Source organism: Pseudomonas gingeri (assembly GCF_013386115.1).
In the GTDB taxonomy this organism is placed as follows: Bacteria; Pseudomonadota; Gammaproteobacteria; order Pseudomonadales; family Pseudomonadaceae; genus Aquipseudomonas; species Aquipseudomonas gingeri.
Genome location: NZ_JACAOR010000005.1, coordinates 102140 through 127371, shown reverse-complemented (window position 1 = coordinate 127371; position 25232 = coordinate 102140). Strand labels below are relative to the sequence as shown.

24 protein-coding genes are annotated in these 25232 nt (G+C 63.3%); 15 read left to right on the top strand and 9 right to left on the bottom strand.

Annotation, left to right across the window (positions count from 1 at the left end):
• Together nadD and HX881_RS08535 are read right to left on the bottom strand one after the other, a co-directional pair.
• The gene (gene nadD / locus HX881_RS08540) at positions 1 to 690 is read right to left on the bottom strand and encodes a nicotinate-nucleotide adenylyltransferase (protein ID WP_017123346.1); all 690 of its coding nucleotides are present in this window, start codon (positions 688 to 690) and stop codon (positions 1 to 3) included.
• 1 nt (position 691) lies between these two features.
• Entirely contained in the window at positions 692 to 1963 is a 1272-nt protein-coding gene (locus tag HX881_RS08535) for a glutamate-5-semialdehyde dehydrogenase (protein WP_042934198.1), read from the bottom strand.
• Positions 1964 to 2141: 178 nt separating this feature from the next.
• Here HX881_RS08535 and HX881_RS08530 point away from each other — a divergent pair, with 178 nt between their 5' ends.
• Both HX881_RS08530 and HX881_RS08525 read left to right on the top strand, forming a co-directional pair.
• The gene (locus HX881_RS08530) at positions 2142 to 2837 is read left to right on the top strand and encodes a DNA-3-methyladenine glycosylase (RefSeq protein ID WP_177083950.1); all 696 of its coding nucleotides are present in this window, start codon (positions 2142 to 2144) and stop codon (positions 2835 to 2837) included.
• Between the two features lie 66 nt (positions 2838 to 2903).
• Positions 2904 to 4220, top strand: a complete 1317-nt coding sequence (locus HX881_RS08525) for a bifunctional DedA family/phosphatase PAP2 family protein (RefSeq protein ID WP_017123343.1) — start codon at positions 2904 to 2906, stop codon at positions 4218 to 4220.
• Between the two features lie 19 nt (positions 4221 to 4239).
• Here the strand turns inward: HX881_RS08525 and HX881_RS08520 are convergent, their stop codons facing one another.
• The 3 genes from HX881_RS08520 to HX881_RS08510 are packed head-to-tail and all read right to left on the bottom strand — an operon-like array spanning position 4240 to position 5916.
• Complete coding sequence (locus tag HX881_RS08520) at positions 4240 to 4830, bottom strand: LON peptidase substrate-binding domain-containing protein (protein WP_177083948.1); 591 nt, start codon at positions 4828 to 4830, stop codon at positions 4240 to 4242.
• 10 nt (positions 4831 to 4840) lie between these two features.
• A complete protein-coding gene (locus HX881_RS08515) occupies positions 4841 to 5557 on the bottom strand; it encodes an LrgB family protein (RefSeq protein ID WP_017123341.1) in 717 nt (238 codons plus the stop codon).
• Complete coding sequence (locus tag HX881_RS08510; protein ID WP_017123340.1) at positions 5554 to 5916, bottom strand: CidA/LrgA family protein; 363 nt, start codon at positions 5914 to 5916, stop codon at positions 5554 to 5556. Before HX881_RS08510 ends, HX881_RS08515 begins: the two co-directional genes overlap by 4 nt.
• Positions 5917 to 6094: 178 nt before the next feature.
• On the opposite strand from HX881_RS08510, the gene HX881_RS08505 reads away from it, so the two are divergent.
• From HX881_RS08505 to HX881_RS08495, 3 genes are all read left to right on the top strand, one after another.
• Complete coding sequence (locus HX881_RS08505) at positions 6095 to 6550, top strand: MaoC family dehydratase (protein WP_177062865.1); 456 nt, start codon at positions 6095 to 6097, stop codon at positions 6548 to 6550.
• Between the two features lie 112 nt (positions 6551 to 6662).
• The gene (locus HX881_RS08500; RefSeq protein ID WP_177083940.1) at positions 6663 to 8381 is read left to right on the top strand and encodes a C13 family peptidase; all 1719 of its coding nucleotides are present in this window, start codon (positions 6663 to 6665) and stop codon (positions 8379 to 8381) included.
• A gap of 27 nt (positions 8382 to 8408) precedes the next feature.
• A complete protein-coding gene (locus HX881_RS08495; RefSeq protein WP_017123337.1) occupies positions 8409 to 9050 on the top strand; it encodes an oxidoreductase in 642 nt (213 codons plus the stop codon).
• A 174-nt stretch (positions 9051 to 9224) separates the two neighbouring features.
• Here the strand turns inward: HX881_RS08495 and HX881_RS08490 are convergent, their stop codons facing one another.
• From HX881_RS08490 to HX881_RS08475, 4 genes are all read right to left on the bottom strand, one after another.
• Positions 9225 to 9512: a YceK/YidQ family lipoprotein gene (locus HX881_RS08490; RefSeq protein ID WP_017123336.1), complete on the bottom strand. Its 288-nt coding sequence runs from the start codon at positions 9510 to 9512 to the stop codon at positions 9225 to 9227.
• Positions 9505 to 10134, bottom strand: a complete 630-nt coding sequence (ubiX, locus tag HX881_RS08485; protein WP_017123335.1) for a flavin prenyltransferase UbiX — start codon at positions 10132 to 10134, stop codon at positions 9505 to 9507. The genes HX881_RS08490 and ubiX overlap by 8 nt, the downstream gene beginning before the upstream one ends.
• A complete protein-coding gene (mpl, locus tag HX881_RS08480; protein WP_017123334.1) occupies positions 10131 to 11480 on the bottom strand; it encodes a UDP-N-acetylmuramate:L-alanyl-gamma-D-glutamyl-meso-diaminopimelate ligase in 1350 nt (449 codons plus the stop codon). The genes ubiX and mpl overlap by 4 nt, the downstream gene beginning before the upstream one ends.
• A gap of 95 nt (positions 11481 to 11575) precedes the next feature.
• The gene (locus HX881_RS08475; protein WP_017123333.1) at positions 11576 to 13492 is read right to left on the bottom strand and encodes a sigma-54-dependent Fis family transcriptional regulator; all 1917 of its coding nucleotides are present in this window, start codon (positions 13490 to 13492) and stop codon (positions 11576 to 11578) included.
• A 405-nt stretch (positions 13493 to 13897) separates the two neighbouring features.
• On the opposite strand from HX881_RS08475, the gene exaC reads away from it, so the two are divergent.
• From exaC to HX881_RS08425, 10 genes are all read left to right on the top strand, one after another.
• Positions 13898 to 15418, top strand: coding sequence for an acetaldehyde dehydrogenase ExaC (gene exaC / locus HX881_RS08470; protein WP_177083937.1), 1521 nt, complete (start codon positions 13898 to 13900; stop codon positions 15416 to 15418).
• Between the two features lie 292 nt (positions 15419 to 15710).
• A complete protein-coding gene (gene eat, locus HX881_RS08465; protein WP_177083936.1) occupies positions 15711 to 17081 on the top strand; it encodes an ethanolamine permease in 1371 nt (456 codons plus the stop codon).
• 123 nt (positions 17082 to 17204) lie between these two features.
• Positions 17205 to 18599 carry an ethanolamine ammonia-lyase subunit EutB gene (locus tag HX881_RS08460; RefSeq protein ID WP_177083934.1) on the top strand — a complete coding sequence of 465 codons (1395 nt, stop codon included), beginning with the start codon at positions 17205 to 17207 and terminating at the stop codon, positions 18597 to 18599.
• The gene (gene eutC, locus HX881_RS08455; RefSeq protein ID WP_177083932.1) at positions 18596 to 19426 is read left to right on the top strand and encodes an ethanolamine ammonia-lyase subunit EutC; all 831 of its coding nucleotides are present in this window, start codon (positions 18596 to 18598) and stop codon (positions 19424 to 19426) included. The genes HX881_RS08460 and eutC overlap by 4 nt, the downstream gene beginning before the upstream one ends.
• A 103-nt stretch (positions 19427 to 19529) precedes the next feature.
• Positions 19530 to 19988 (top strand): GNAT family N-acetyltransferase, encoded by a 459-nt coding sequence (locus HX881_RS08450; RefSeq protein ID WP_017123329.1) that lies wholly within the window; start codon positions 19530 to 19532, stop codon positions 19986 to 19988.
• 294 nt (positions 19989 to 20282) lie between these two features.
• On the top strand, positions 20283 to 20936 hold the full coding sequence (locus HX881_RS08445) for a DedA family protein (protein ID WP_017123328.1): 654 nt from the start codon (positions 20283 to 20285) through the stop codon (positions 20934 to 20936).
• Between the two features lie 4 nt (positions 20937 to 20940).
• A complete protein-coding gene (locus HX881_RS08440; protein WP_177083930.1) occupies positions 20941 to 21753 on the top strand; it encodes a zinc-dependent peptidase in 813 nt (270 codons plus the stop codon).
• A 112-nt stretch (positions 21754 to 21865) separates the two neighbouring features.
• A complete protein-coding gene (gene ppa, locus HX881_RS08435) occupies positions 21866 to 22393 on the top strand; it encodes an inorganic diphosphatase (RefSeq protein ID WP_017123326.1) in 528 nt (175 codons plus the stop codon).
• Positions 22394 to 22621: 228 nt separating this feature from the next.
• Positions 22622 to 23380: a LexA family transcriptional regulator gene (locus HX881_RS08430; protein ID WP_177083928.1), complete on the top strand. Its 759-nt coding sequence runs from the start codon at positions 22622 to 22624 to the stop codon at positions 23378 to 23380.
• A 360-nt stretch (positions 23381 to 23740) separates the two neighbouring features.
• Positions 23741 to 25222 (top strand): leucine-rich repeat domain-containing protein, encoded by a 1482-nt coding sequence (locus HX881_RS08425; protein ID WP_177084547.1) that lies wholly within the window; start codon positions 23741 to 23743, stop codon positions 25220 to 25222.
• Positions 25223 to 25232: the final 10 nt, after the last annotated feature.

Sequence of the window (25232 nt, the reverse complement as noted above, 5' to 3'; positions counted from 1 at the left end):
TCAGTTCGACGCACGGTACAGCCCGTGCGCATCGATATAGGCCAGGACCGCGTCAGGCACCAGGTAACGTACCGACTTACCGCTGGCCAGCAGTTGACGGATCTGGGTGGCCGACACCGCGAGGGGTGTCTGCCAGACGAATGTAATGTGCCCGCCAGGCCCCGGCAGGGCCTTCGGGTCGCTGACCGACCGCGCGGCCAGCAGGTTGCGCAAGGCATCCGGCGGTTCGCTGTCGGCATCCGGGCGTTGCAGCACCAGGATATGGCAATGCTGGAGCAACTCTTCCCAGCGATGCCACGTGGGCAGGCCGCAAAACGCGTCCCAGCCCAGTAACAGAAACAACTGGTCCTCGGCGGCCAGCTCGGCCCGCATGAGTTCCAGGGTGTCGATAGTGTAGGACGGCTTGTCCCGTTGCAGCTCGCGATCATCGACCACCAGCGGCGAGACGCCGGCCACCGCGCAATCGACCATCGCCAGACGGTCGATCGCCGAAACCTGCGGCGTATCCCGATGGGGCGGCCGGGCGCTGGGCGTCAGGCGCAACTCATCGAGCTCCATCAATTCCGCGACTTCCAGGGCACTGCGCAAATGGCCGATGTGCACCGGGTCGAAGGTTCCACCGAGCACACCGATGCGCCGAGGTGGAACTTCGCGAGCGGTCACGGCGGCTGACTGGCGTTTCTCGACCAAGTCAGACCGACTCCTGACCACGCAACTGCCCGTCGCCGACCACGATGTACTTCTCGCAGGTCAGGCCTTCCAGACCTACCGGTCCGCGGGCGTGCAGCTTATCAGTAGAAATGCCGATCTCGGCACCCAATCCGTACTCGAAGCCATCGGCGAAGCAGGTCGGGGTGTTGAGCATCACCGAGCTGGAGTCGACTTCGGCCATGAAACGCCGGGACTCGGCCAGGTTTTCGGTGACGATCGAGTCGGTGTGATGCGAACCGTAACCGTTGATGTGCTCGACGGCCATGTCCAGCCCGTCGACGACACGGATCGACAGGATCGGCGCCAGGTATTCGGTATTCCAGTCTTCTTCCGTCGCGGCCAGCGCCTCGATGATCGCCCGGGTGCGTTCGCAACCCCGCAGCTCGACACCCTTGGCGCGGAACTGCTCGGCCATGGCCGGGAGGAATTCGGCGGCAACGGCCTGGTCCACCAACAGGGTTTCCATGGCGCCGCAGATGCCATAGCGGTAGGTCTTGGCGTTGAAGGCGATACGACGGGCCTTGGCCAGGTCGGCATGGGCACTGACGTAGACGTGACAGATGCCGTCCAGGTGCTTGATCACCGGCACCCGCGCATCACGGCTGACCCGCTCGATCAGGCCCTTGCCGCCGCGGGGAACGATCACGTCGACGTACTCGGGCATGCTGATCAGCGCGCCGACGGCGGCACGGTCGGTGACTTCCACCACCTGCACCACGGCGGCCGGCAGGCCGGCCTCGTCCAGGCCACGCTGGATGCAGGTGGCGATGGCGCGATTGGAGTGGATCGCCTCGGAGCCGCCACGCAGGATGGTGGCATTGCCGGACTTCAGGCACAGGCTGGCGGCATCGATGGTCACGTTCGGACGCGACTCGTAGATGATCCCCACGACACCCAGCGGTACGCGCATCTTGCCGACCTGGATACCCGACGGCCGGTAGCTCATGTCCCGGATCGCCCCGACCGGGTCCGGCAGGCTTGCCACCTGGCGCAGGCCGATAATCATGCTGTCGATCCGCGCCGGGGTCAGTGCCAGACGTTCGACCAGCGCCGGCTCCAGACCATTGGCGCGGGCAGCGGCCAGGTCGAGCTCGTTGGCCGCGCCCAGCTCGTCGCGGGCCGCATCCAGCGCGGCGGCGGCGGCATGCAACGCGCGATTCTTCTGCGCGGTGCTGGCACGGCCGATCACGCGGGAAGCCTCGCGGGCTGCGCGACCCAGGCGGGTCATGTAGTCAAGAACGGACTCAGTCATGGTCTAAGGGGGACTTGGCAAATAGGAAAGCGGCCGATTATAGCTGTCGCGCCGCCTCACGCACAGCGGTGCCGGGCGGATGGTCGAAATCGGGCACAAATAGCCGCCATTCAGCTTGGATTAAGGGCAAAATCGGTATGATTGGCCTCCGACCAGCCTTGAATGCCTCTCAGGAACGATGTCCAACCTGACACCCCCGCCCCTGCCGAACGCCCTGCCCGATGCCTTTTTCGACCGCGACGCGCAACTGCTTGCCCGCGAACTGCTGGGAAAAGTCATACGCCATCGCGTCGGCGATCTGTGGCTCGCGGCGCGCATCATAGAGACCGAAGCCTATTACTTCGAGGAAAAAGGCAGCCACGCCTCCCTCGGCTATACAGAAAAGCGTAAGGCTTTGTTTCTGGATGGCGGACACATCTATATGTACTACTCCCGGGGTGGCGACTCGCTGAACTTCAGCGCCCATGGGCCGGGAAACGCGGTGCTGATCAAATCCGCCTATCCCTGGGTCGACGACCTGTCGGGCCCGGCCAGCCTGGCGCAGATGCTCCTCAACAATCCCGACGCCAACGGTGCGGCGCGGCCATCACAGAAGCTGTGTGCCGGGCAGACGCTGCTGTGCAAGGCCCTGGGCCTCAAGGTACCGGCCTGGGACGCCAAGCGCTTCGACCTGCAGCGGCTGTTTGTCGAGGATGTCGGCAACCGGCCGGCGCAGATCATCCAGACCACCCGCCTGGGCATTCCCCTGGGTCGGGACGAGCACCTGATGTACCGCTTCGTCGACGCCGCCTATGCCCCGCATTGCACGCGCAACCCATTGCGACGCGGACAGGTCGAAGGTCGCGATTACCACATTCTTTCACCAAACCTGTAGGAGCCCGGCTCCTGCAGTAACAAGCGCAATGCCGACGGTTGTCTGGCCTGCATAAGGAAATCCTCCATGGGCCCATGGCTCGATAGCATCACCGGCTGGTTGACGGCTAATCCGCAATGGCTCGGCCTGGCCGTATTCATCATTGCCTGTGTCGAATGCCTGGCCATTGCCGGCATCATCGTGCCGGGCACCGTGCTGCTGTTCGCCATTGCCGTCCTGGCCGGCAGCGGCGCCCTGACCCTGGGCGAAACCCTGCTGCTGGGGTTCCTCGGCGGCTTGCTCGGTGACGGGTTGTCCTACGCCCTCGGCCGGCGCTTTCACCAGAACATCCGGCGCTTGCCGGGCCTGCGCCAGCATCCGGAGTGGATGAGCGGCGCCGAATCCTATTTCCAGCGCTACGGGATCGCCAGCCTGCTGGTCGGGCGCTTTATCGGCCCGCTACGGCCGATGTTGCCGATGATCGCCGGTATGTGCGACATGCCGCTGCCACGGTTTATCGGTGTCAGCCTGATTGCCGCCGCCGGCTGGTCCGTGGCCTACCTGCTGCCGGGCTGGGCCACCGGCGCGGCCTTTCGCCTGCCGTTGCCTGAGGGTTTCTGGCCGCAGACCGCGGTGGTCGCGGCCGGCCTGGCGGCGCTGATCGGGCTGTGCATTCATTGCAGTCTCAAGCGCCACCCGAAGGCGACGATCCTGATCTCGGCCCTGAGCCTGGCACTGCTGGGCGGCCTGTTCTTCGGCTACCCGCACCTGAAGGCCTTCGACCAGGGCCTGATGACGCTGGTGCAGGAGCACCGCGAGAGCAGCCTTGATTTCGTCGCGGTGATCATCACCCGCCTGGGCGACTTCCGCACCCAGTTCACCGTCGCGGCGGTGCTCACGGTCCTGCTGTTCCTCGCCCGCCAATGGCGCCACGCGCTGTTTTTCGGTGCCACCCTGGCGGTCACCGCCCTCGGCAACACCGTGACCAAGCACCTGTTCGCGCGCATGCGCCCGGAGGTGCTGACCGATCCGATCACCAGCTACAGCATGCCCAGCGGCCACAGCTCCGGATCGTTCGCGTTCTTCCTGATGCTCGCCGTGCTGGCCGGGCGCGACCAGCCGCCACGGATGCGCGTGACCTGGCTGCTGCTCGGCTGCCTGCCGGCCTTTGCGGTGGCGTTGTCGCGGGTGTATCTCGGCGCGCATTGGCCGACCGACATCCTCGCCGGCGCACTGCTGGCGATTGGCGTGCTGGCGGCCAGCCTGACCCTCAGCCAGCGCTACATGCCGCTCAATGCCATGCCGCCACGCGCCTGGTGGCTGATCCTGCCGGCCGCCGTGGCCCTGTATGGATTCCACGCGTTATGGCATGTGCAGCACCAGGTGCTGCGGTACGCCTACTAGAGAGAACCGCGCCCCCTGTTCATGCGAATAGTTCGCCCTGCAGTTCGTCGAGCAGGGCCTGGATCGCATCCAGCCGCTGCTGGGGATCGTCGAGTTCCAGCAGATCGATCTTGTCCAGATCGGAAAACGGCAGCAGATAAGCCAGCTGGTTCGCCAGCGACTGCTGTCCGGTGGCTTCGGTGCCCATGTTCAACGCCGCCACCATCGGGTGTTCGGCCAGGGCCTTGAGCAGGGCCACCAGGTCCTCGTCCTCGTCCTGCAATGGCTGCTCGGGAATTTCGTCCAGCCATTCGACATCGGCGACGGTCAGGTTGTCCTTCTGCAGCTCGCTGCCCAGCACACGGAAACGTCGCCCGCCTTCCACGCGAATGCCCAGCAGGCCATTGTCCTGCTGCTGGAAGTCGCGGATCAGCGCTTCACAGCCGACCCGGGCAAAACCTTCCGCGGCGCGACCGACCTCTTCGCCCTCGAGAATGCACACCACGCCAAAGCCACTGCCTTGCTTCATGCAGCGACTGATCATGTCCAGGTAGCGCGCCTCGAAAATCTGCAGGTCGAGGGTGCAGCCGGGGAACAGCACGGTGTTCAGGGGAAACAGCGCCAGGGTCATAAAGGTTTCCTTAAACCAGCCATGTCACCACCAGCGGCAACAACACCGCCGTGGCCACGCCCATCAAACTCATCGCCAGCGCCGCGAAGGCACCGCATTCGTCACTTTCCTGCAAGGCCACCGAGGTGCCCACCGCATGGGCCGTCATGCCCAGCGCCATGCCACGAGCCTCGGCACGCTGCACACCCAGGCGCGTCAGCATGTTCGGCCCGGCAATGGCGCCGATCACGCCGGTGATCAGCACGAAGACCGCCGCCAAGGCTGCCACACCACCGATCTGCTCGGCCACCAACATGGCAATCGGCGAAGTCACCGACTTCGGCGCCATGGTCATCAACATCCGGTGGTCGGCGCCGAACAGCCAACCCAGCAGGACACACAACCCGGTGGCGATCACCCCGCCAATCACCAGCGTAGTAAAAATCGGCCAGAACAACTGCCGGATCCGCCGCAGGTTGAGGAACAACGGCACCGCCAGCGCGACGGTCGCCGGACCGAGCAGGATACTGAGGATTTCCGTGCTCTTGCGGTACTCGGCATAGTCCAGGTCGCACAGCAGCAGGACCCCGACCACCAGTGCCATCGACGCCAGCACCGGTTGCAGGAAGATCCAGCGGGTTTTCTCGAACCCGGCGAGCACCAACTGATAGGCGCCCAGGGTAATGCCGATGCCGAACAACGGATGGTGAATCACCGCGCTCCAGGCGCCTTGCCAGTCGAGCGTCATGGCTTGCCCTCCCGCCGGTCCTTGCGTTGCACCAGCCAATTCATCAGGACGCCGGCCAAGGCCATGGAGATCAGCACCGAGAGCACCAGCGAGCCGGCGATCGCCCAGAAGTTCGCCGCGATCTCCGTGGCATAGACCATCACGCCCACGGCCGGCGGCACCAGCAGCAACGGCAGGTAGCGCAACAGGCTGGAGGCCGCCTCGCTCAACGGCGCGCCCACTTCGCCACGCACCATCAGGAACGCCAGCAACAGCAGTAGGCCGATGATCGGCCCCGGCAACATCGGTACACACAAATGATTGATCGCCGTGCCAAGCAACTGAAACAGCACCAGCCAGGTCAGGCCGCGTAGCAACATCAGACACTCCCTTGGATTCTTCCCCGATAACGCGGCCCATTATAAGCACGCCGATACGGCGGCATTCGCCAAAGCCATGGTGGCTTGACCGGGCACAAGTGCCGTGATGATCTACAGTGGATGCCAAGGGCTGCAAGGCCCCGGCCAGAAAGAACTGGATAAACCAAGGAGAGGCTCAATGCCCTATGTACCCGTAGCGCAACTCAACGACTATGTCGGCAAGGAACTGGGACGTTCCGAATGGCTCACCATCGACCAGGAGCGTATCAACCTGTTCGCGGAAGCCACCGGCGATTATCAGTTCATCCACGTCGACCCGGTCAAGGCCGCGCAAACGCCGTTCGGCAGCACCATTGCCCATGGTTTCCTCTCGCTGTCGCTGATGCCCAAGCTGATGGAAGACATCCTCGTGCTGCCCGAAGGCCTGAAGATGGTGGTCAACTACGGCCTCGACAGCGTGCGCTTCATCCAGCCGGTGAAGGTCGACTCGCGGGTGCGCCTCAAGGTCGAGCTGACCGAGGTCACCGAGAAAAAGCCCGGCCAATGGCTGCTCAAGGCCACCGCCACCCTGGAAATCGAAGGCCAGGAAAAACCCGCCTACATCGCTGAACCTCTGTCGCTCTGCTTCGTCTGAGGTAACGCCCGAGTGCTGGCACGAAACAGTGACACGACTGTTTCGTGCTCTCCCCCCTAGACACAACATAATGCTACGGCATACTCGGTCCCCTAATTGCCCGGATCCCGTTATGCGCCCACTTGTGCCCCTTGCTCTGACCCTGCTGCTCGCCGCCTGCGGTGATGGCGAATCGCTGCTACCGCCAGACGCCCGTCTGCCGGATGGCGGTCGTTATCGTGGGGAAGTGATCAATGGCCTGCTGCAAGGCCAGGGGCGCATCGACTACCCGAGCGGCAGCTGGTACGCGGGTCAGTTCGACAAGGGCCAATGGCATGGCGACGGCGAGTGGCACGGCAGCAACGGCGAGGTCTACAAGGGCCAGTTCCAGCAAGGCCTGTTCCACGGCCAGGGCACCCTGACCACCCATGACAGCAGCTACACCGGCGCGTTCAAGCTGGGGCGCCGCAACGGCGAAGGCACCCTCAAAGAAGCCGGCATGACCTACCGCGGCGAATTCAAGGACGACCAGTATTCCGGCCTCGGCCACCTGGAGCTGGAAGACGGTAGCCAGTACCAGGGCCAGTTCGCCCATGGCAAACCCAATGGCGAAGGCCAGCGCAGCGATTCGAGCGGCAACCAGTTCACCGGGCGTTTCGTCAACGGCCAGCTGGAAGGCATCGGGACCTTCAACAGCGCCGAAGGCGACCAGTACGCCGGCGGCTTCAAGCACAACCAGTTGAACGGCAAGGGCCGTTATGAAAACGCCGACGGCGATGTCTGGATCGGTGAGTTCAAGGACGGCGTGCTCAGTGGCAAGGGCGAGCTGATCGGTGTCGATGGCAGCCACTATCGCGGTGAATTCAGCGAATGGCGCTTTACCGGCTTCGGCCACCTGAGCCTCGGTGATGGCAGCGTCTATATCGGCGAGTTCGCCGGCGACACCTACCAGGGCCGCGGCATCCTGACCCTGGCCGACGGCAGCGTGCAGAGCGGTGTCTGGGCCAATGGCCAGCGGGTTCGCGATGCCGAGGGCAAGCTGCTGCCGGACGCCCTGGAACTGGGTCTGCTGGCCCAGGGCTCGCTGCTGGAAAAAGCCCTGGCCGCCGTTCCCGCCTCCACCCCGGCCATCGAGCTGTACAGCCTGGTACTGGCGGGCGATGGCAAGCAGAGCGTGTTCCTGCGTGAAGCCGACTACGTCAACAAGATGCTCGCCACGCGCTTTGGCGCCTACGGCCAGATCAGCCTGGTGAATCACCGCGACCATCTGGTCGACCGTCCGATGGCCACCCGCGAGAACCTGCGCCGCGCTGCCCAGACCCTGGCCGACCGTAGCGGCCCGGAAGACCTGATCTTCATCTACCTGACCAGCCACGGCACCCACGAGCACGAACTGGTGCTGGACCAGCCGCGCCTGGAACTGGCCGACCTGCCGGCGGATGAAATGGCCTCGGCCCTGGCCCCGCTGAAGAACCGCGACAAGGTCATCGTCATCTCGGCCTGTTATTCCGGTGGTTTCATTCCCGCCCTGAAAGATGAAAGAACTTTAATAATGACCGCCTCGCGGGCTGATAGGGTGTCCTTCGGCTGCTCCGAGGAAGCGGATTTCACCTACTTCGGCGACGCCCTGTTCGCCCAGGCACTGAACCAGACCGACGATTTGCAGCAAGCTTTCAACCTCGCCAAGGCCCATGTCGCCGACCGCGAACAGGCGGACAACTTCGAGGCTTCGGAACCCCAGATCTGGGCACCCAAGGGCGTGCTGGCCCATTGGCAGCAACTACGCAAGCAACAAGCACGAAAAGCGCTGCAAAGCGCTTCGCTGGACAGCAAGGAAGCCAAGAGCAACTAAGCTGATTCGTATCAAGGGAGATATTTTATGTACTTGACGCCTCAGCACATCCTGCTCGCTGGAGCCACCGGCCTGACCGGTGAACATCTACTCGACCGCCTGCTCAACGAGCCCACGGTCAGCCGCGTACTCGCCCCGTCGCGGCGGCCCCTGGCGGAACATCCACACCTGGAAAACCCGGTCGGCGACCCGGCGGTATTCCTGCCGCAACTGAGCGGGCGTGTCGACCTGGCCATCTGCTGCCTCGGCACCACCATCAAGCTAGCCGGTTCCGAGGAAGCCTTTCGCGCCATCGACCATGACATGGTCGTGGCCTTTGGCAAGCGCGCCCGGGAAATGGGCGCACGGCACCTGATCGTGGTCAGCGCGATTGATGCCAACCCGAAATCCAAGGTGTTCTACAGCCGGGTCAAGGGGGAGATGGAGGAGTCGTTGAAGGCGCAGGACTGGCCGCAACTGACCATTGCCCGGCCGTCGCTGTTGCTGGGCGAGCGCACGGAACCGCGCCTCGCCGAACAGCTGGCGGGGCCCTTGTCGAAGTTGATTCCCGGCAAGTATCGCGGGATCGAAGCCTGCCAGCTGGCCCGAGCACTGTGGCGCCTGGCGCTGGAAGAGCAGGATGGTGTGCGGATCGTCGAGTCGGATGAGTTGCGCCGGTTGGGCAAGTAACTCACGGGACTGCTCGGTCCCTTGTGGTGAGCGGTGCTTGTGTGGAGCAGTGCTTATTTATGTGGGAGGGGGCTTGCCCCCGAAGCTTTTAGCGATCTCACCGGCCTCTTCGGGGGCAAGCCCCCTCCCACACAAGCTCCACGCAACCCAGCGCCACAAAGCCATCAATCAATGCTACAACCCGCCCGTCGCCTGAAAACCAACCCCCAATACCGTCAACACCGACAGCGGCAACAGCAAGGTGTCGAGCAAGGCGCTGGCCGGCAGGTCGACGCCCGGATAGCTCGGCGCCTCGGCCCCGAAGCGGTCGCTGGCACAACAACCGCCCTGCATCGCGTACAGGTCCAGCCGCGTCCCCGAATAGACGATCGGCGCGCCGGTCTTGCCCGCATCCAGGGTACGCACCGTCGCACAGCCCGCCAGCTGTACGGCCAGCAACAGGTACAGCAGCGACTTATTCATCGCTGCTCAAGTGATGCTCGCCCCAGCGCGGCAACATGTCCTGAGGAATATTCAGCACATTGAGAATCCGTGCCACGACAAAATCCACCAGGTCGTCGATGGTCTGCGGCTGGTGATAAAAGCCCGGCGACGCCGGCAGGATAGTCACGCCCATATTCGACAGCTTGAGCATGTTCTCCAGGTGGATACTCGAGTACGGCGCTTCCCGCGGCACCAGGATCAACTGCCGCCGCTCCTTCAGCGTGACGTCCGCCGCCCGCTCGATCAGGTTGTTGCAGGCCCCTGTGGCAATCGCCGACAAGGTCCCGGTGGAACACGGCACCACCACCATCGCCGCCGGCGAACCGGAGCCCGAGGCGACGGGCGACATCCAGTCTTCCTTGCCATAGACACGGATCTGCCCCACTTGCGCCCCGGTGTATTCGGTGAGGAACGCCTGCATCGTCTGCGGCTTGGGTGGCAGGGTGACATCCGTCTCCGTCGCCATCACCAGTTGCGCGGCCTTGGAAATCAGGAAGTGCACCTCACGGTCCTCGCGCACCAGGCAATCGAGCAGGCGCAAGCCGTATTGCGCGCCGGACGCGCCGGTCATCGCCAGGGTGATGCGTTCCGGGCCGCTCACTGCAAGGCCTCGGCCAGCTTGCCGTGCAGGCCGCCGAAGCCGCCGTTGCTCATGATCACCACATGGGTGCCGGGTTTGGCCTGGCTTTTCACTCGCTCGATAATGCCGTCGAGGGAGTCACTGACAATCGACGGCACGGTACACAAGGCCGCGGTCGCGCCCAGGTCCCAGCCGAGGTTGGCCGGCGCATACCAGATCACCTGGTCGGCCTGGACCACGCTTTCCGGCAAGCCGTCGCGGTGGGCACCGAGCTTCATCGAGTTGGAGCGCGGCTCGATAATGGCGATCACCGGCGCATCGCCGACCTTCTTGCGCAAACCGTCGAGGGTCGTGGCAATGGCCGTCGGGTGGTGGGCGAAGTCGTCGTAGATGGTCACGCCATGGACTTCGGCGACCTTTTCCATGCGCCGCTTCACGCTCTTGAAAGCACTCAGGGCCGCGATGCCCATAGCCGGCACCACGCCGACATGGCGGGCGGCAGCCAGGGTGGCCAGGGCATTGGCGACGTTATGCTGGCCGGTCATGTCCCACTCGACCACACCCTGGGCCACGCCTTCGAACATCACTTCGAAACGCGAGCCGTCTTCACTGAGCAGCTTGACCTGCCACTGGCCACCGGCACCGGTGGTCTGCACCGGCGTCCAGCAGCCCATCTCGATCACGCGCTTGAGCGCCGGCTCGGTGGTCGGGTGGATCACCAGGCCTTCGCTCGGGATGGTCCGCACCAGATGGTGGAATTGCCGCTCGATGGCTGGCAGATCCGGGAAGATGTCCGCGTGATCGAACTCCAGGTTGTTCAGGATCGCCGTGCGCGGGCGGTAGTGGACGAACTTGGAGCGCTTGTCGAAAAACGCGCTGTCGTATTCATCGGCTTCGATCACGAAGAACGGCGTATCGCCCAGCCGTGCCGACACCGAGAAGTTCTGCGGCACACCGCCGATCAGGAAGCCCGGGCTCATGCCCGCGTGTTCCAGCACCCAGGCCAGCATGCTGCTGGTGGTGGTCTTGCCATGGGTGCCGGCGACGGCCAGGACCCAGCGGCCCTGCAACACATGGTCGGCCAGCCACTGCGGGCCGGAGACATAGGGCAGGCCCTTGTTCAACACGTACTCGACGGCGGGATTGCCACGGGACATGGCATTGCCGATCACCACCAGGTCGGGGGCCGGATCAAGCTGGGCCGGGTCGTAGCCCTGGGTCAGCTCGATGCCCTGCGCCTGCAGTTGCGTGCTCATCGGTGGATAGACGTTGGCATCGGAGCCCGTCACGTGATGGCCCAGCTCTTTGGCCAGAACCGCCATCGACCCCATGAAGGTGCCGCAGATACCCAGAATATGAATGTGCATAGTCGACCTCGTAAAACATGGCCGCAGGTTAGCCCAGGGCGGACGAAATCGCACCTTGTGTTTCAGGTTCGCGGACATGAGGGAACCGAGCGTCCTCAGCGGGCGATGCCATGCTTGCGCAGCTTTCTATACAGGGTATTGCGACTGACCCCCAGTTGCCCGGCGGTATGGGTCATGTGCCAGCGCTGCTGCTCCAGGGCATTGAGCAGGGCCAGGCGCTCGGCCTCTTCCAGCGGATGCTCCGAGAGCTCGTCAACCGGCATCGGCGCAAGGGCGGGTCGCGCCTGGCGAATCATCGCCGGCAGGTCCGCCACGGCGATCCGCCCGTTATCACACAGCGCCACCAGCGTGCGCAGCACCGTGCGCAACTGCCGCACATTGCCCGGCCAGGCGAAATCCAGCAGGGCCTGGCGTGCCGCCGCCTCGATCAGCACAGGCTGCCCGGCGGCCTCCTCGGCCAGTAGAAAATCCAGCAACTGGGACCTGTCGCTACGCTCACGCAAGGCCGGCAAGCCGATCTCCAGCCCATTGAGCCGGTAATACAGATCCTCGCGGAAGCTGCCGTCCTGCACCCGCTCCAGCAGATTGCGGTGGGTCGCGCTGACGATCCGCACGTTGACCGCCTCGGGCTCGCCGCCGATCGGCACCACCTGGCGGTCTTCCAGCACTCTCAGCAGGCGGGTCTGCAATGCCAGCGGCATATCGCCGATCTCATCGAGGAACAGCGTGCCGCCATCGGCCTGCTGCAACTTGCCACGCATGCCTTCCTTGCGCGCGCCGGTAAAACTGCCACCGCGATAACCGAACAGTTCGCTTTCGATCAGGCTTTCCGGGATGGCCGCGCAGTTGAGGGCGACAAAGGCCTTTTCCGCACGCTGGCTGGACTGATGCACCGCCTTGGCGAACGCTTCCTTGCCCGAGCCGGTTTCGCCGTTGATCAACAGCGGCACATCGCGCTCGAAGACCCGCAACGCCTTGCGAAAATCACTCTGCAAGCCTTCGTCGCCCAGGCAGATGCCCGAGAGGCCTGCCCGTTCGGCGATGACCGGCGACGATACCAGCGGCTTGGGCACACTGCGCGGCTGGCCGCGCAACACCGCGAACAAGCCGCGGCCATCCCGCGTGCGCAATGGCCAACTGGCGCTGGCCTGGGCACTCGCACGCCCCAGCAAGTCATCCAGCGAGCAATCGAAAAACGCTTCCACCGGCTGCCCCAGCAGCCCGCCGCGGGCATGCCCCAGCAGGTTCAACGCGCTCTGGTTGACCGCACTGATCCGCCCTTCGCCGTCGAATGCCAGCAGCCCTTCGCTGAACAGGCCCACGGACTCGGCCTGCAAGTGAAAGCGCAACAACCAGTGCTTATCGTAATAACGCAGGAAATAGCAGCTCTCGATCATCTTCGCCGAGAGGTTCACCAGGGCCATGGTGTGGAATTGGCTCTGCCGGGATACATCCGGACGCGCGGACGACACATCGAGCACCGCCAGCAATTCGCCCTGGGGATCGAAGACCGGGCTCGCCGAACAGGTCAGGCCGGTGTGGCGGCCACGAAAGTGTTCGTCCTGGTGAATGGTCAGCGACTGCCGCTCCACCAGGCAGGTGCCGATACCGTTGGTGCCTTCGCAGGCCTCGCTCCAGTCGGCGCCGAGCCAGAGCCCGGCACGCTCGAAGATCTTGCGTTCGGCGGGAGCGGTGACGCAGTTGAGGATCACGCCCCGGGAATCGGTCAGCAACACCGCATGCCCGGCACCGGAGAGTTGCTGATGCAGGCTGGTCATCTCGTTGCCGGCGATCTGCAACACCTGCTTGAGGCGCTCGCGGCTTTCCAGGAGGCGATCGTGCTCCAGCACCGTGGGGGCGATGCTCAACGACGGATCGAGGTGATAATCCTCAAGGCAGCGCAGCCAGGAACGGGCAATGGACGGATCACTACCCGGCCCATGCAGTTGAGGCTTGCCCTGGGTCACGGTCAGCACCTGGCGGGCGTGACGGCTCAAATGGTTGTTCTGCATTTCTTATTGTTCTCCCTTGTAGGAGCGCGGCCGGTCGAGGCTCGATTGCCAGCGATAGAGCCAGTGGGCCTCGCATCGCCTGATCGACCGCCATCGCCAGCAAGCCGGCTCCTACAGGTTTCGCGGGGTGTTCAGAATCCATGCGCCTGACTCTGGCCCATCAGCATCCTCCTGCGCCGCAAGCATTGCAATCACCCCACGACCGATGAGTCACAGGCTGTGCCATCGGCGTTACAAAGTGTCACCCAGGGTTGTACCAGACGCGCCACAGTGCATCGGTGACGACTTCGGGCGAATCCTGCCAGGCCCCGTTGCTGCGGGGTTCGGACGCACTGGCCCGACCTTTGCTCTACGCTTGATAAGCGCAACTCCCTTATAAGCACAAAAGCCAAGGAGACACTCACCATGCGTTACGCCCACCCTGGTACTGCCGGCGCCATCGTTTCGTTCAAGGCCAAGTACGGCAACTACATCAATGGCGAATTCGTCGCTCCCGTGGACGGCCAGTACTTCACCAACACCTCGCCGGTGAACGGCCAGCCGATCGCCGAGTTCCCGCGCTCCAATGCCAAGGACATCGACAAGGCCCTGGACGCCGCCCACGCCGCGGCCGATGCCTGGGGCAGCACCTCGGTCCAGGCGCGCTCGCTGATCCTGCTGAAAATCGCCGACCGCATCGAACAGAACCTCGAACTGCTGGCCATCACCGAAACCTGGGACAACGGCAAGGCCGTGCGTGAAACCCTCAACGCCGACATCCCGCTGGCCGCCGACCACTTCCGCTACTTCGCCGGTTGCCTGCGCGCCCAGGAAGGCAGTGCCGCCGAAATCGACGGCAACACCGTGGCCTATCACATCCATGAACCGCTGGGCGTGGTCGGACAGATCATCCCGTGGAACTTCCCGCTGCTGATGGCCGCCTGGAAACTCGCCCCGGCCCTAGCCGCCGGCAACTGCGTGGTGCTCAAGCCCGCCGAGCAGACCCCGCTGGGCATCTGCGTACTGATGGAACTGATCGGCGACCTGCTGCCGCCCGGCGTGCTGAACGTGGTGCAAGGGTTCGGCAAAGAAGCCGGCGAAGCCCTCGCCACCAGCAAGCGCATCGCCAAGATCGCCTTCACCGGCTCGACCCCGGTCGGCTCGCACATCATGAAATGCGCCGCCGAAAACATCATTCCGTCCACCGTGGAGCTGGGTGGCAAGTCGCCGAACATCTTCTTCGAAGACATCATGCAGGCCGAGCCGAGCTTTATCGAAAAAGCCGCCGAAGGCCTGGTGCTGGCGTTCTTCAACCAGGGCGAAGTCTGCACCTGCCCTTCCCGGGCCCTGGTACAGGAGTCGATCTACGACGAGTTCATGCAGGCCGTGATGAAGAAGGTCAGCCAGATCAAGCGTGGTGACCCGCTGGACACCGACACCATGGTCGGCGCCCAGGCTTCCGAGCAGCAATTCGACAAGATTCTCTCCTACCTGGAAATCGCCAAGGGCGAAGGCGCCGAGCTGCTGACCGGCGGCAAGGTGGAAAAACTCGAGGGCAACCTCGCCAGCGGTTACTACATCCAGCCGACCCTGCTCAAGGGCACCAACAAGATGCGCGTGTTCCAGGAAGAAATCTTCGGCCCGGTGGTGAGCATCACCACCTTCAAGGACGAAGCCGAAGCCCTGGCAATCGCCAACGACACCGAGTTCGGTCTCGGCGCCGGCCTGTGGACCCGCGATATCAACCGCGCCTACCGCGTGGGCCGGGCGATCAAGGCCGGTCGCGTGTGGACCAACTGCTACCACCTGTACCCGGCGCACGCCGCGTTCGGCGGCTACAAGAAGTCCGGTGTCGGCCGTGAAACCCACAAAATGATGCTCGATCACTACCAGCAGACCAAGAACCTGCTGGTGAGCTATGACATCAATCCACTCGGGTTCTTCTAAACCCTGAACCCCTTCGCGGGCAAGCCCGCTCCCACAAGTGCAGCGCCAGGCACCTGTCTTGTGTGCATCGCAAACCTGTGGGAGTGGGCTTGCCAGCTCCCACAAGTGCGGCACCAGGCACCTATCTTGTGTGCATCGCAAACCCGTGGGAGTGGGCTTGCCCGCGAAGAGGCCCTTATAGACACCCCAAAAAGCCTTGGCTGCGCCACTAAGGGCATTGCGTGCCCGCTGTACAAGAAATCGACACCCGCAAGTCCAACAACCCAACAATAAAAAAGACAAGCGAGGACTTATGACTACAAAAACCGAACTCAAACCGACCCTCGGCACCCTGCACCTGTGGGGCATTGCCGTCGGCCTGGTGATCTCCGGCGAATACTTCGGCTGGAGTTATGGCTGGGGGACCGCCGGCACCCTGGGCTTCCTGGTCACCGCGCTGATGGTGGCGACCATGTACACCTGCTTCATCTTCAGCTTCACCGAACTCACCACCGCGATTCCCCATGCCGGTGGACCGTTTGCCTACAGTCGCCGGGCCTTTGGCGAGAAAGGCGGCTTGATCGCCGGCATCGCCACCCTGATCGAATTCGTCTTCGCCCCACCGGCGATTGCCATGGCGATCGGCGCCTATCTCAACGTGCAATACCCCGGGCTCGACCCGAAGCTCGCCGCCGTCGGCGCCTACTTCGTGTTCATGACCCTCAATATCCTCGGCGTCAGCATCGCCGCCACCTTCGAACTGGTGGTCACCGTGCTGGCCGTCGCCGAACTGCTGGTGTTCATGGGCGTGGTCGCGCCGGGCTTCAGCTTCAGCAACTTCGTGCTCAATGGCTGGTCGGGCTCGAACACCTTCAGCATTGACTCGATCCCCGGCATCTTCGCCGCCATCCCCTTCGCGATCTGGTTCTTCCTCGCCATCGAAGGGGCCGCCATGGCCGCCGAAGAAGCCAAGGACCCCAAGCGCACCATTCCCAAGGCCTATGTCAGCGGCATCCTGACCCTGGTCTTCCTGGCCATCGGCGTGATGGTCATGGCCGGCGGCGTCGGCGACTGGCGCCAGCTGTCGAACATCAACGACCCGCTGCCCCAGGCCATGAAAGCCGTGGTCGGCAGCAATTCGAGCTGGATGCACATGCTGGTGTGGATCGGCCTGTTCGGCCTGGTGGCGAGTTTCCACGGCATCATCCTCGGCTACTCGCGGCAGTTCTTCGCCCTGGCCCGGGCCGGCTACCTGCCACGCTCGCTGGCCAAGCTCTCGCGTTTCCAGACACCTCACCGCGCCATCCTGGCGGGCGGCGTGATCGGCATCGCGGCGATCTACAGCGACGGCCTGGTCAACCTGCAAGGCATGAGCCTGACGGCCGCGATGATCACCATGTCGGTATTCGGTGCCATCGTGATGTACATCATCAGTATGCTGAGCCTGTTCAAGCTGCGCAAAACAGAGCCGAACCTGGAACGGACCTTCCGTGCCCCGGGTTATCCGATCGTCCCCGGCATCGCCCTTGCATTGGCCCTGGTCTGCCTGGTGGCGATGGCCTGGTTCAACATGCTGATCGGCCTGATTTTCCTGGGTTTCATGGCGGCGGGATTCATTTACTTCCAGTTGACCGCCAGCCAGCGCTCGGACGCCCCGGCGGACGCTATGCTCACGGGTAACTGATTGCACCAGTGCGGGGCGCCCCACGCCCCTGCACTGCACACATGAACACCGTTGAACTGTGGGAGCCGGCTTGCCAGCTCCCACAGGGAAGGGTTATCGCTAAGGTTCAGGAGGACACCGCCCATGGCCACATTCGCCCATTCCGTCGGCGCCCAGACCTATCGCTTCGACAGCCTCAAGGAGGTCATGGCCAAGGCCAGCCCCGCACGCTCCGGGGATTTCCTCGCCGGCGTCGCCGCACAGAACGACGGCGAGCGGGTCGCGGCCCAGATGACCCTGGCCAATATTCCGCTCCGGCATTTCCTCGAGGAAATGCTGATCCCCTACGAAACCGATGAAGTCACCCGGCTGATCGTCGACACCCATGACAAACAGGCCTTCGCCGCCGTCAGCCACCTGACCGTCGGCGGCCTGCGCGACTGGCTGCTCAGCGACGCCGCCGACGAACAGAGCCTGCGCGCCCTGGCCCCGGGCCTGACCCCGGAAATGGCCGCCGCCGTGTCGAAGATCATGCGCGTGCAGGACCTGGTGCTGGTGGCGCAGAAAATCCGCGTCGTCACCAAATTCCGCGGCACCCTCGGCCTGCGCGGCCGCCTGTCGACCCGCCTGCAACCCAACCACCCGACCGACGACCCGGCCGGCATCGCCGCCAGCGTCCTCGATGGCCTGCTCTACGGCAACGGCGACGCCATGATCGGCATCAACCCGGCCACCGACAGCCTGACCTCGATCTGCGACCTGCTGAACATGCTCGACGCGGTGATCAAGCGTTACGAGATCCCGACCCAGGCCTGCGTGCTGACCCACGTCACCACCTCCATCGAGGCGATCAACCGTGGCGTGCCGCTGGACCTGGTGTTCCAGTCCATCGCCGGCACCGAAGCGGCCAACGCCAGTTTCGGCATCAACTTGAACGTCCTGCAGGAAGGCTACGACGCCGGCCTGAGCCTGAATCGCGGCACCCTCGGGCAGAACCTGATGTATTTCGAGACCGGCCAGGGCAGCGCCCTCTCGGCCAACGCGCATTTCGGTGTCGACCAGCAGACCTGCGAAACCCGCGCCTACGCCGTGGCCCGGCATTTCAAGCCGTTCCTGGTGAACACCGTGGTCGGCTTTATCGGTCCGGAATACCTGTACAACGGCAAGCAGATCATCCGCGCCGGCCTAGAAGACCACTTCTGCGGCAAGCTGCTGGGCGTGCCCATGGGCTGCGACATCTGCTACACCAACCATGCCGAAGCCGACCAGGACGACATGGACACCCTGCTGACCCTGCTCGGCGTGGCCGGGATCAACTTCATCATGGGCATCCCCGGCTCCGACGACATCATGCTCAACTACCAGACCACCTCGTTCCACGACGCCCTCTACGCCCGCCAGACCCTGGGCCTGAAGCCCGCGCCGGAATTCGAACAGTGGCTGGCGAAGATGGGTATCTTTACCCAGGCCGATGGCAAGGTGCATTTTGGCAACAGCCTGCCGCCGGCGTTTCGCCAGGCACTGGCGCAGCTCGGATGAACGACATGGCCAAAGAGATCGACAACGACAACCCCTGGCTGGAACTGCGCCGCCTGACCCCGGCGCGGATCGCCCTGGGCCGCACCGGCACCAGCCTGCCCACCAGCGCGCAGCTGGATTTCCAGTTCGCCCACGCCCAGGCCCGCGATGCCGTGCACCTGCCGTTCGACCATGCCGGCCTGAGCGCCCAACTGGCCGGGCGCGGGCGTGACACCCTGCTGCTGCACAGCGCCGCCGACGACCGCCACGGCTACCTGCAACGCCCGGACCTGGGGCGCAAGCTCAACACTGCCTCGGCCCAACGGCTGCGCGAACATGCCCTGGCCCACCCCGGCGGGGTCGACCTGGCCATTGTCGTCGCCGACGGGCTCTCGGCCCTGGCCGTGCATCGCCATGCGGCCCCCTTCCTGGCGCGCCTGGAAGAACAGATCGCTGCCGAAGGCTGGTCGTTGTCGCCAGTGATCCTGGTGGAACAGGGGCGCGTGGCGGTCGCCGATGAGGTTGGCGAACTGCTCGGGGCGAAAATGGTGGTGATCCTGATCGGCGAACGCCCGGGCTTGAGCTCGCCGGACAGCCTGGGATTGTATTTCACCTATAATCCAAAAGTCGGCCTGACCGACGCCTACCGCAACTGCATCTCCAACGTCCGGCTGGAGGGCATGAGTTACGGCATGGCCGCCCACAAATTGCTGTACCTGATGAAAGAAGCCTGCCGCCGGCAGCTGTCGGGGGTCAATCTCAAGGACGAGGCCCAAGTGCAAACATTGGAAAGCGAATCGGATGTCCACTCAAACGGCAACTTCCTACTGGGCCCGACCCAGGACTGATCGTCATCCGGATTGCGCTTTTCCCGCGCTTTGGGCAGCATCGGCGTTACGGCTGCCCGAGTGAACCGTTTGCCGTCATATCCACGAAGTTGAGGCCTGATCTATGCGGATTACTCAAGCGACCCTGGAACATCTGGACCTGTTGACGCCCCTGTTCGTCAAATACCGCGAATTCTACGGTGCACTGCCCTTCCCCGATTCGTCCCGCAGCTTCCTGGAAAAGCGCCTGCGCCGCAAAGAGTCGGTGATCTACCTGGCCCTGGCCGACGATGACGACAAGAAACTGCTCGGTTTCTGCCAGCTCTACCCCAGCTACTCCTCGCTGTCGCTCAAGCGCGTATGGATCCTCAACGACATCTACGTGGCCGAAGATGCCCGACGCCAGCTGGTGGCCGATAACCTGATGCGCACGGCGAAGAAAATGGCCCGCGAAACCCATGCCGTGCGGCTACGGGTCTCCACCAGCAGCGACAACAAGGTGGCGCAGAAGACCTACGAATCCATCGGTTTTCGCGAAGACACCGAATTCAAGAACTACGTGTTGCCCATCAGCGAAGATTGATCGCTCGCCCCGACTCCCTGTGGGAGCGGGCTTGCCCGCGAAGAGGCCCCTCAGACCGCCAAGGCTTCGCGGCGGTACGGCGTCACGGCAAGCAGCTCCCACAATGCCGGACGCCTACGCCCCGCAACCCGACGACATCCCTCGCTACAAACTCGACAGGCAGAATCCTCTCCAGCTCTTATAATCCGCCTTTCCCAGGAATGTACGAAAAAACTACATTCGATGTAGTTAACTACGTGTCTACTTTTCTTCGCACAGGTCTGCCGAGTCGGACCGTCAACACAGGTGCCACCCATGGATTTCAACCCGCTGGACCTAATCCTGCATCTCGATGTGTACCTCGACCTGCTGGTGAACAATTACGGGCCATGGATCTACGCCATCCTGTTTCTGGTGATCTTCTGCGAAACCGGCCTGGTGGTGATGCCTTTCCTGCCGGGCGACTCGCTGCTGTTCATCGCCGGCGCGGTGGCTGCCGGTGGCGGCATGGACCCGGTCCTGCTGGGCGGCCTGCTGATGCTCGCGGCAATCCTGGGTGACAGCACCAACTACATCATCGGCCGCACCGCCGGGGAAAAACTCTTCAGCAACCCGAACTCGAAGATCTTCCGCCGCGACTACCTGCAGAAGACCCACGACTTCTACGACCGCCATGGCGGCAAGACCGTGACCCTGGCGCGCTTCCTGCCGATCCTGCGGACCTTTGCGCCGTTCGTCGCCGGTGTCGGCAAGATGCCTTATGCGCGCTTCTTCATGTTCAGCGTCCTCGGCACCGTGCTCTGGGTGGGTGGCCTGGTGACCCTGGGCTACTTCTTCGGCAACGTGCCCTTCATCAAGAAAAACCTGTCGCTGCTGGTAGTCTTCATCATCGTGCTGTCGCTGGTACCGATGATCATCGGCGTGCTGCGCAGCCGCTTCGGCGGTGCGTCCAAAGCCGAGACCCACTGAAACCGTGTGGTCCCTGAGTGCCTGGCGGCGCCGGCGGGTCCTCGCCCGCCATCCCGTTGCCACTGAAACCTGGCAGCGGGTGCGCGAACACCTGAGCTTCCTCGACGGCCTGAGCGACGCCGAAGATCGCTGGCTGCTGGAGCACAGCGTGCTGTTCCTCGCTGACAAGCACCTGACTACCCTGCCCGGTGTCGAACTGGACCAGCAAAACCGCCTGCTGCTGGCGGCCCAGGCGCAATTGCCGTTGCTGCACCTGGGTGACCTCGAGTGGTATTCGGGTTTCCACGAGATCATTCTCTACCCGGACGACTTCCTCAGCCCCCAGCGCCACCGCGATGCCAGCGGCGTCGAGCACGAATGGGACGGTGAACACAGCGGTGAAGCCTGGCAGCGCGGACCGGTGATCCTTGCCTGGCCCGGCGTGCTCGCCAGCGGTGCCTGGGAAGGCTACAACCTGGTGATCCACGAACTGGCGCACAAGCTCGACATGCTCAACGGCGACGCCAACGGCCTGCCGCCACTGCACAGCGACATGCGGGTCGGCGAGTGGGCCAAGGTGATGCAGCACGCCTACGATGACCTCAACCGCCAGTTGGACCGAAATCCCGATGCCGAAACCGCCATCGACCCCTACGCGGCGGAAAACCCGGCGGAATTCTTCGCGGTCACCAGCGAATACTTCTTCAGTGCCCCGGATTTGCTGGTCGCGGCCTATCCACGGGTCTACGAGCAACTGCGCGCGTTCTACCGCCAGGATCCGCTGGCCCGACTGCGGCACCTGCAGGCCCACGACCCACGGTATAAGACTGAAGCCTAAGGCCCGCACGTCCTGCGACACGTGGCATCCACCCTGGAATGTGCCTATAATCGCCGCCACTTTTTGGTCAATCCGACCAGTTTTTTTGGTCAACTAACGGGGGCATCGCCCAATGAGCTACAGCAAGATTCCGGCTGGCAAAGACCTGCCGAACGACATCTACGTCGCGATCGAAATTCCGGCCAACCACGCGCCGATCAAATACGAAATCGACAAAGACAGCGATTGCCTGTTCGTTGACCGTTTCATGGCCACCCCGATGTTCTACCCGGCCAACTACGGTTTCATCCCCAACACCCTGGCCGACGACGGTGATCCCCTCGACGTGCTGGTCGTAACCCCTTACCCGGTCGCTCCAGGCTCGGTGATCCGCGCCCGTCCGGTCGGCATCCTGCACATGACCGACGACGGCGGCGGCGACGCCAAGGTCATCGCGGTCCCGCACGACAAGCTGTCCCAGCTGTACGTCGACGTGAAGGAATACACCGACCTGCCACCGCTGCTGCTGGAGCAGATCAAGCACTTCTTCGAGAACTACAAGGATCTCGAGAAAGGCAAGTGGGTGAAGATCGAAGGTTGGGGCGACGCTGAAGCCGCTCGCGCCGAAATCACCAAGTCGGTTGCCGCCTACAAGGGCTGATCTGCCCCTGTACGCATCCGCTGTCGAAGAACCCCGGTCCGCCGGGGTTTTTGTGTCTGTTTACCCACAAATAAACAAATGGTTTAATTAATAAACACAACGAAACAGGCGTCCACGCGTCAGAGTAGGATTAGTCAACCAGATCAATCACTTTGTGTGCTTTTATCGACCATTTTTGAACACCTCGTTTATTTAAACAGGTGTAGCACGCCAGTAAACTCTGTGTTCATGAATACATCAGGTGACCGCTTAAGAGCCCTCCTGCGGGAGTGCCATCTTTCCGCTTCGGACTTCGCTGCCAACCGGCAAGTGACGCCGCAGCACGTCAATAACTGGTTCAAACGTGGCATTCCAATGGCACGCATGGATGAGATAGCCGAGCTTTTGTGTGTCAACAGCCGCTGGCTACGCACGGGCGATGGTCCGAAGCATCCCGGCGCCTCGGCCGACGAAACTGCGGGCGACCACTCGCACCTGCACACCCACGAAAAAGCCCCCTACTCGGCCCGTGAAGACTTGGCCGCCACCGAACGCAACGATGTACAGGTCCCGCTCTACAAGGAAACCCCCACAGGCCCCGGCTCGAAGCAGACCCAGGTCGCCGCCATGCCCGGGCGCAAGGTGCGCCTGCCCTACCGGATCCTGCAGGCCATGGGCGTCGACCCGGACAAGGCCATCTGCGCACCGATGACCGGCAACAGCATGGCCGAGAAGATCCAGGACGGCTCCACCATCGCCGTCGACCGTAGCCTGACCCAGGTGGTGGACGGCGAAATCTATGCCCTGGAGCACGACGGCATGCTGCGGGTGAAGTACGTCTATCGCCTGCCGGCGGGCGCCCTGCGTCTACGCAGCCACAACAGCGACGAATACCCCGATGAAGTGTTCACGGCGGAACAGATCGAGCGGCAGAACATCCGCATCCTCGGCTGGGTGTTCTGGTGGTCGACCCTGAACAAGCGCCGCCCACCGGTGCCCTTCAAATAGTTTCAAAACGTTGTTTTCACTAAAAACGACAGCTCTGCGCAGCGCTTTTCGCTGGGAATCTGTCGTAAATGTGGGTATCCTGCGCGGCACATTTGGGCAGCGTCCCGCGAAAGCAGGCCAGCGCGCCCCTGATGCTATGCAAGACTGTTGCGCAGCATCCTACAACCAGACATTGCGATTCTGGATGTCGTTTTGAAGGCGGGCGAGGCTTACCAAAAATGAGCCAAACCCGTCCCCGAGAAGCCGGCCACAAGCCGGCTTTTTAATGCCTGTTTGAAAGTCATCCTGGGCTGAGCTCTGCGGCCTTGTAAAATGAGTCTGATCATTCCTATCAGCGCTCTCATTTCGGACTCTCAACCCGTGCAGAACCCCGACCGCAACGCCCTGATCGCCCGCCTCCGCGCAGCCCCCGATGACATCGCGACGCGGGCGGCGCTTTATCGCGATCTGCTCGACAGTGCAGAGGCTTCGCTGGATGGCTTGCGCGTGGCGGCGGGCCTGGGTGATCCGGCCGCGAGGGTCGCGGTTGCCCGGTTGAACGCCACACCCCATGCCAATCGCCCGGCCGCATGGTTGCCACAGCTTCGTGGACTGCCCGTGGATCATATCGAGCTGGACAACGCCGAGCTGGCCTGGTGTGACGCCCTGGCTGACCTGCCCTTGCGGACCCTGATACTCAACGGCCCGAACTTCAGCTGCGGTCCGGATAGCTGGCGGCGCTTGCCGGACGTTGCCCTGGAAACCCTGGAAATCAGCGGGTTTTCGCGCGATGACGACGCCACCAGCCTGCCTTCGCTCGAACGACTGCGCCGGCTGAAGTTGCAGACCTACGGTGAAGACTTCAACGACGGTTTCCTCCAGCAACTCGGCAGCGGTCCGTTGCAGGAGCTGTCGTTGAACCGTTGCGATGAAATCACCGACGATGGCCTGCAAGTCCTGTCACGCCTCAAGCTGCGCTCGCTGACACTGGAGCGCGCGGGAGAACTTACTTCACGTGGAATGCGCCATCTGGCCAATCATCCGCTCGAACAGCTGTCGATCAGTTCGAATGGCGCCGTCCTGAAAGACCCTGCCTGGCTCGCAGACCTGGCAGTCCTGCGCTCGCTGAGCCTTGACGGCTGCTACGCAACAGACACCCTGCTGCACGCCATCAAGGACCTGCCGATCGAGCGGCTGTCGCTGCACTCCTCGTATATCGGCGAGGACGACATTGTGCTACTGGAAGGCATGCCGCTGACCGATCTGGATCTCAAGTCCTCACAGCAAATGATCGAGCGGCTCGACACGCTGCACGTGTTCCCGCTGAAACGCCTGGGACTCGCCGATGTGCAGGGCATCGACGCGCGCACGCTGTCCGATCTGCGCGGTCTGGATCTGGAATCCCTCGACCTGTCGTTGAACGACATCACCTGGAAAGAACTGAAGCAACTGGCCGGACTGCCACTTAAAAAGCTGAATCTCAGTTTCTGTGAGGGAGTCGACGGCAAGGTTCTGCGAATGCTCGTCGAACTGGGATTGCCGTTGGAACAACTTGAGCTCGGCGGCCTGAAGCTATGCGACGCCGACCTGGCCTGCCTGCACGAACTCCCCCTGCGGCGTCTCGGTTTGTATGAAAGCCCCTGGCTCACCGACGCCGGCGTTGCCCACCTCGCCCGTTTGCCGCTGCAGGATCTGACGCTTGGGGCAGGCCCAGGGGAATCGCGGATCACCTCGGCAGCGGTGTCCGTGCTGGAGCAGTTGCCACTGCAAACACTGTGGTTGCCGAACAGCTGTGCAATCAACGCGGACGGTTGGGATCGCCTGGCCCGATTGCCGGCACGCGTGACGGGGCCCGGCATCTGAGACCCGCGCT

Coding starts and splice junctions, on each gene's coding strand:
- HX881_RS08535 (WP_042934198.1), bottom strand. CDS start 1,963: ATGACTGAGTCCGTTCTTGACTACATGACCCGCCTGGGTCGCGCAGCC.
- HX881_RS08530 (WP_177083950.1), top strand. CDS start 2,142: ATGTCCAACCTGACACCCCCGCCCCTGCCGAACGCCCTGCCCGATGCC.
- HX881_RS08525 (WP_017123343.1), top strand. CDS start 2,904: ATGGGCCCATGGCTCGATAGCATCACCGGCTGGTTGACGGCTAATCCG.
- HX881_RS08520 (WP_177083948.1), bottom strand. CDS start 4,830: ATGACCCTGGCGCTGTTTCCCCTGAACACCGTGCTGTTCCCCGGCTGC.
- HX881_RS08515 (WP_017123341.1), bottom strand. CDS start 5,557: ATGACGCTCGACTGGCAAGGCGCCTGGAGCGCGGTGATTCACCATCCG.
- HX881_RS08510 (WP_017123340.1), bottom strand. CDS start 5,916: ATGTTGCTACGCGGCCTGACCTGGCTGGTGCTGTTTCAGTTGCTTGGC.
- HX881_RS08505 (WP_177062865.1), top strand. CDS start 6,095: ATGCCCTATGTACCCGTAGCGCAACTCAACGACTATGTCGGCAAGGAA.
- HX881_RS08500 (WP_177083940.1), top strand. CDS start 6,663: ATGCGCCCACTTGTGCCCCTTGCTCTGACCCTGCTGCTCGCCGCCTGC.
- HX881_RS08495 (WP_017123337.1), top strand. CDS start 8,409: ATGTACTTGACGCCTCAGCACATCCTGCTCGCTGGAGCCACCGGCCTG.
- HX881_RS08490 (WP_017123336.1), bottom strand. CDS start 9,512: ATGAATAAGTCGCTGCTGTACCTGTTGCTGGCCGTACAGCTGGCGGGC.
- mpl (WP_017123334.1), bottom strand. CDS start 11,480: ATGCACATTCATATTCTGGGTATCTGCGGCACCTTCATGGGGTCGATG.
- HX881_RS08475 (WP_017123333.1), bottom strand. CDS start 13,492: ATGCAGAACAACCATTTGAGCCGTCACGCCCGCCAGGTGCTGACCGTG.
- exaC (WP_177083937.1), top strand. CDS start 13,898: ATGCGTTACGCCCACCCTGGTACTGCCGGCGCCATCGTTTCGTTCAAG.
- eat (WP_177083936.1), top strand. CDS start 15,711: ATGACTACAAAAACCGAACTCAAACCGACCCTCGGCACCCTGCACCTG.
- HX881_RS08460 (WP_177083934.1), top strand. CDS start 17,205: ATGGCCACATTCGCCCATTCCGTCGGCGCCCAGACCTATCGCTTCGAC.
- eutC (WP_177083932.1), top strand. CDS start 18,596: ATGAACGACATGGCCAAAGAGATCGACAACGACAACCCCTGGCTGGAA.
- HX881_RS08450 (WP_017123329.1), top strand. CDS start 19,530: ATGCGGATTACTCAAGCGACCCTGGAACATCTGGACCTGTTGACGCCC.
- HX881_RS08445 (WP_017123328.1), top strand. CDS start 20,283: ATGGATTTCAACCCGCTGGACCTAATCCTGCATCTCGATGTGTACCTC.
- ppa (WP_017123326.1), top strand. CDS start 21,866: ATGAGCTACAGCAAGATTCCGGCTGGCAAAGACCTGCCGAACGACATC.
- HX881_RS08430 (WP_177083928.1), top strand. CDS start 22,622: ATGAATACATCAGGTGACCGCTTAAGAGCCCTCCTGCGGGAGTGCCAT.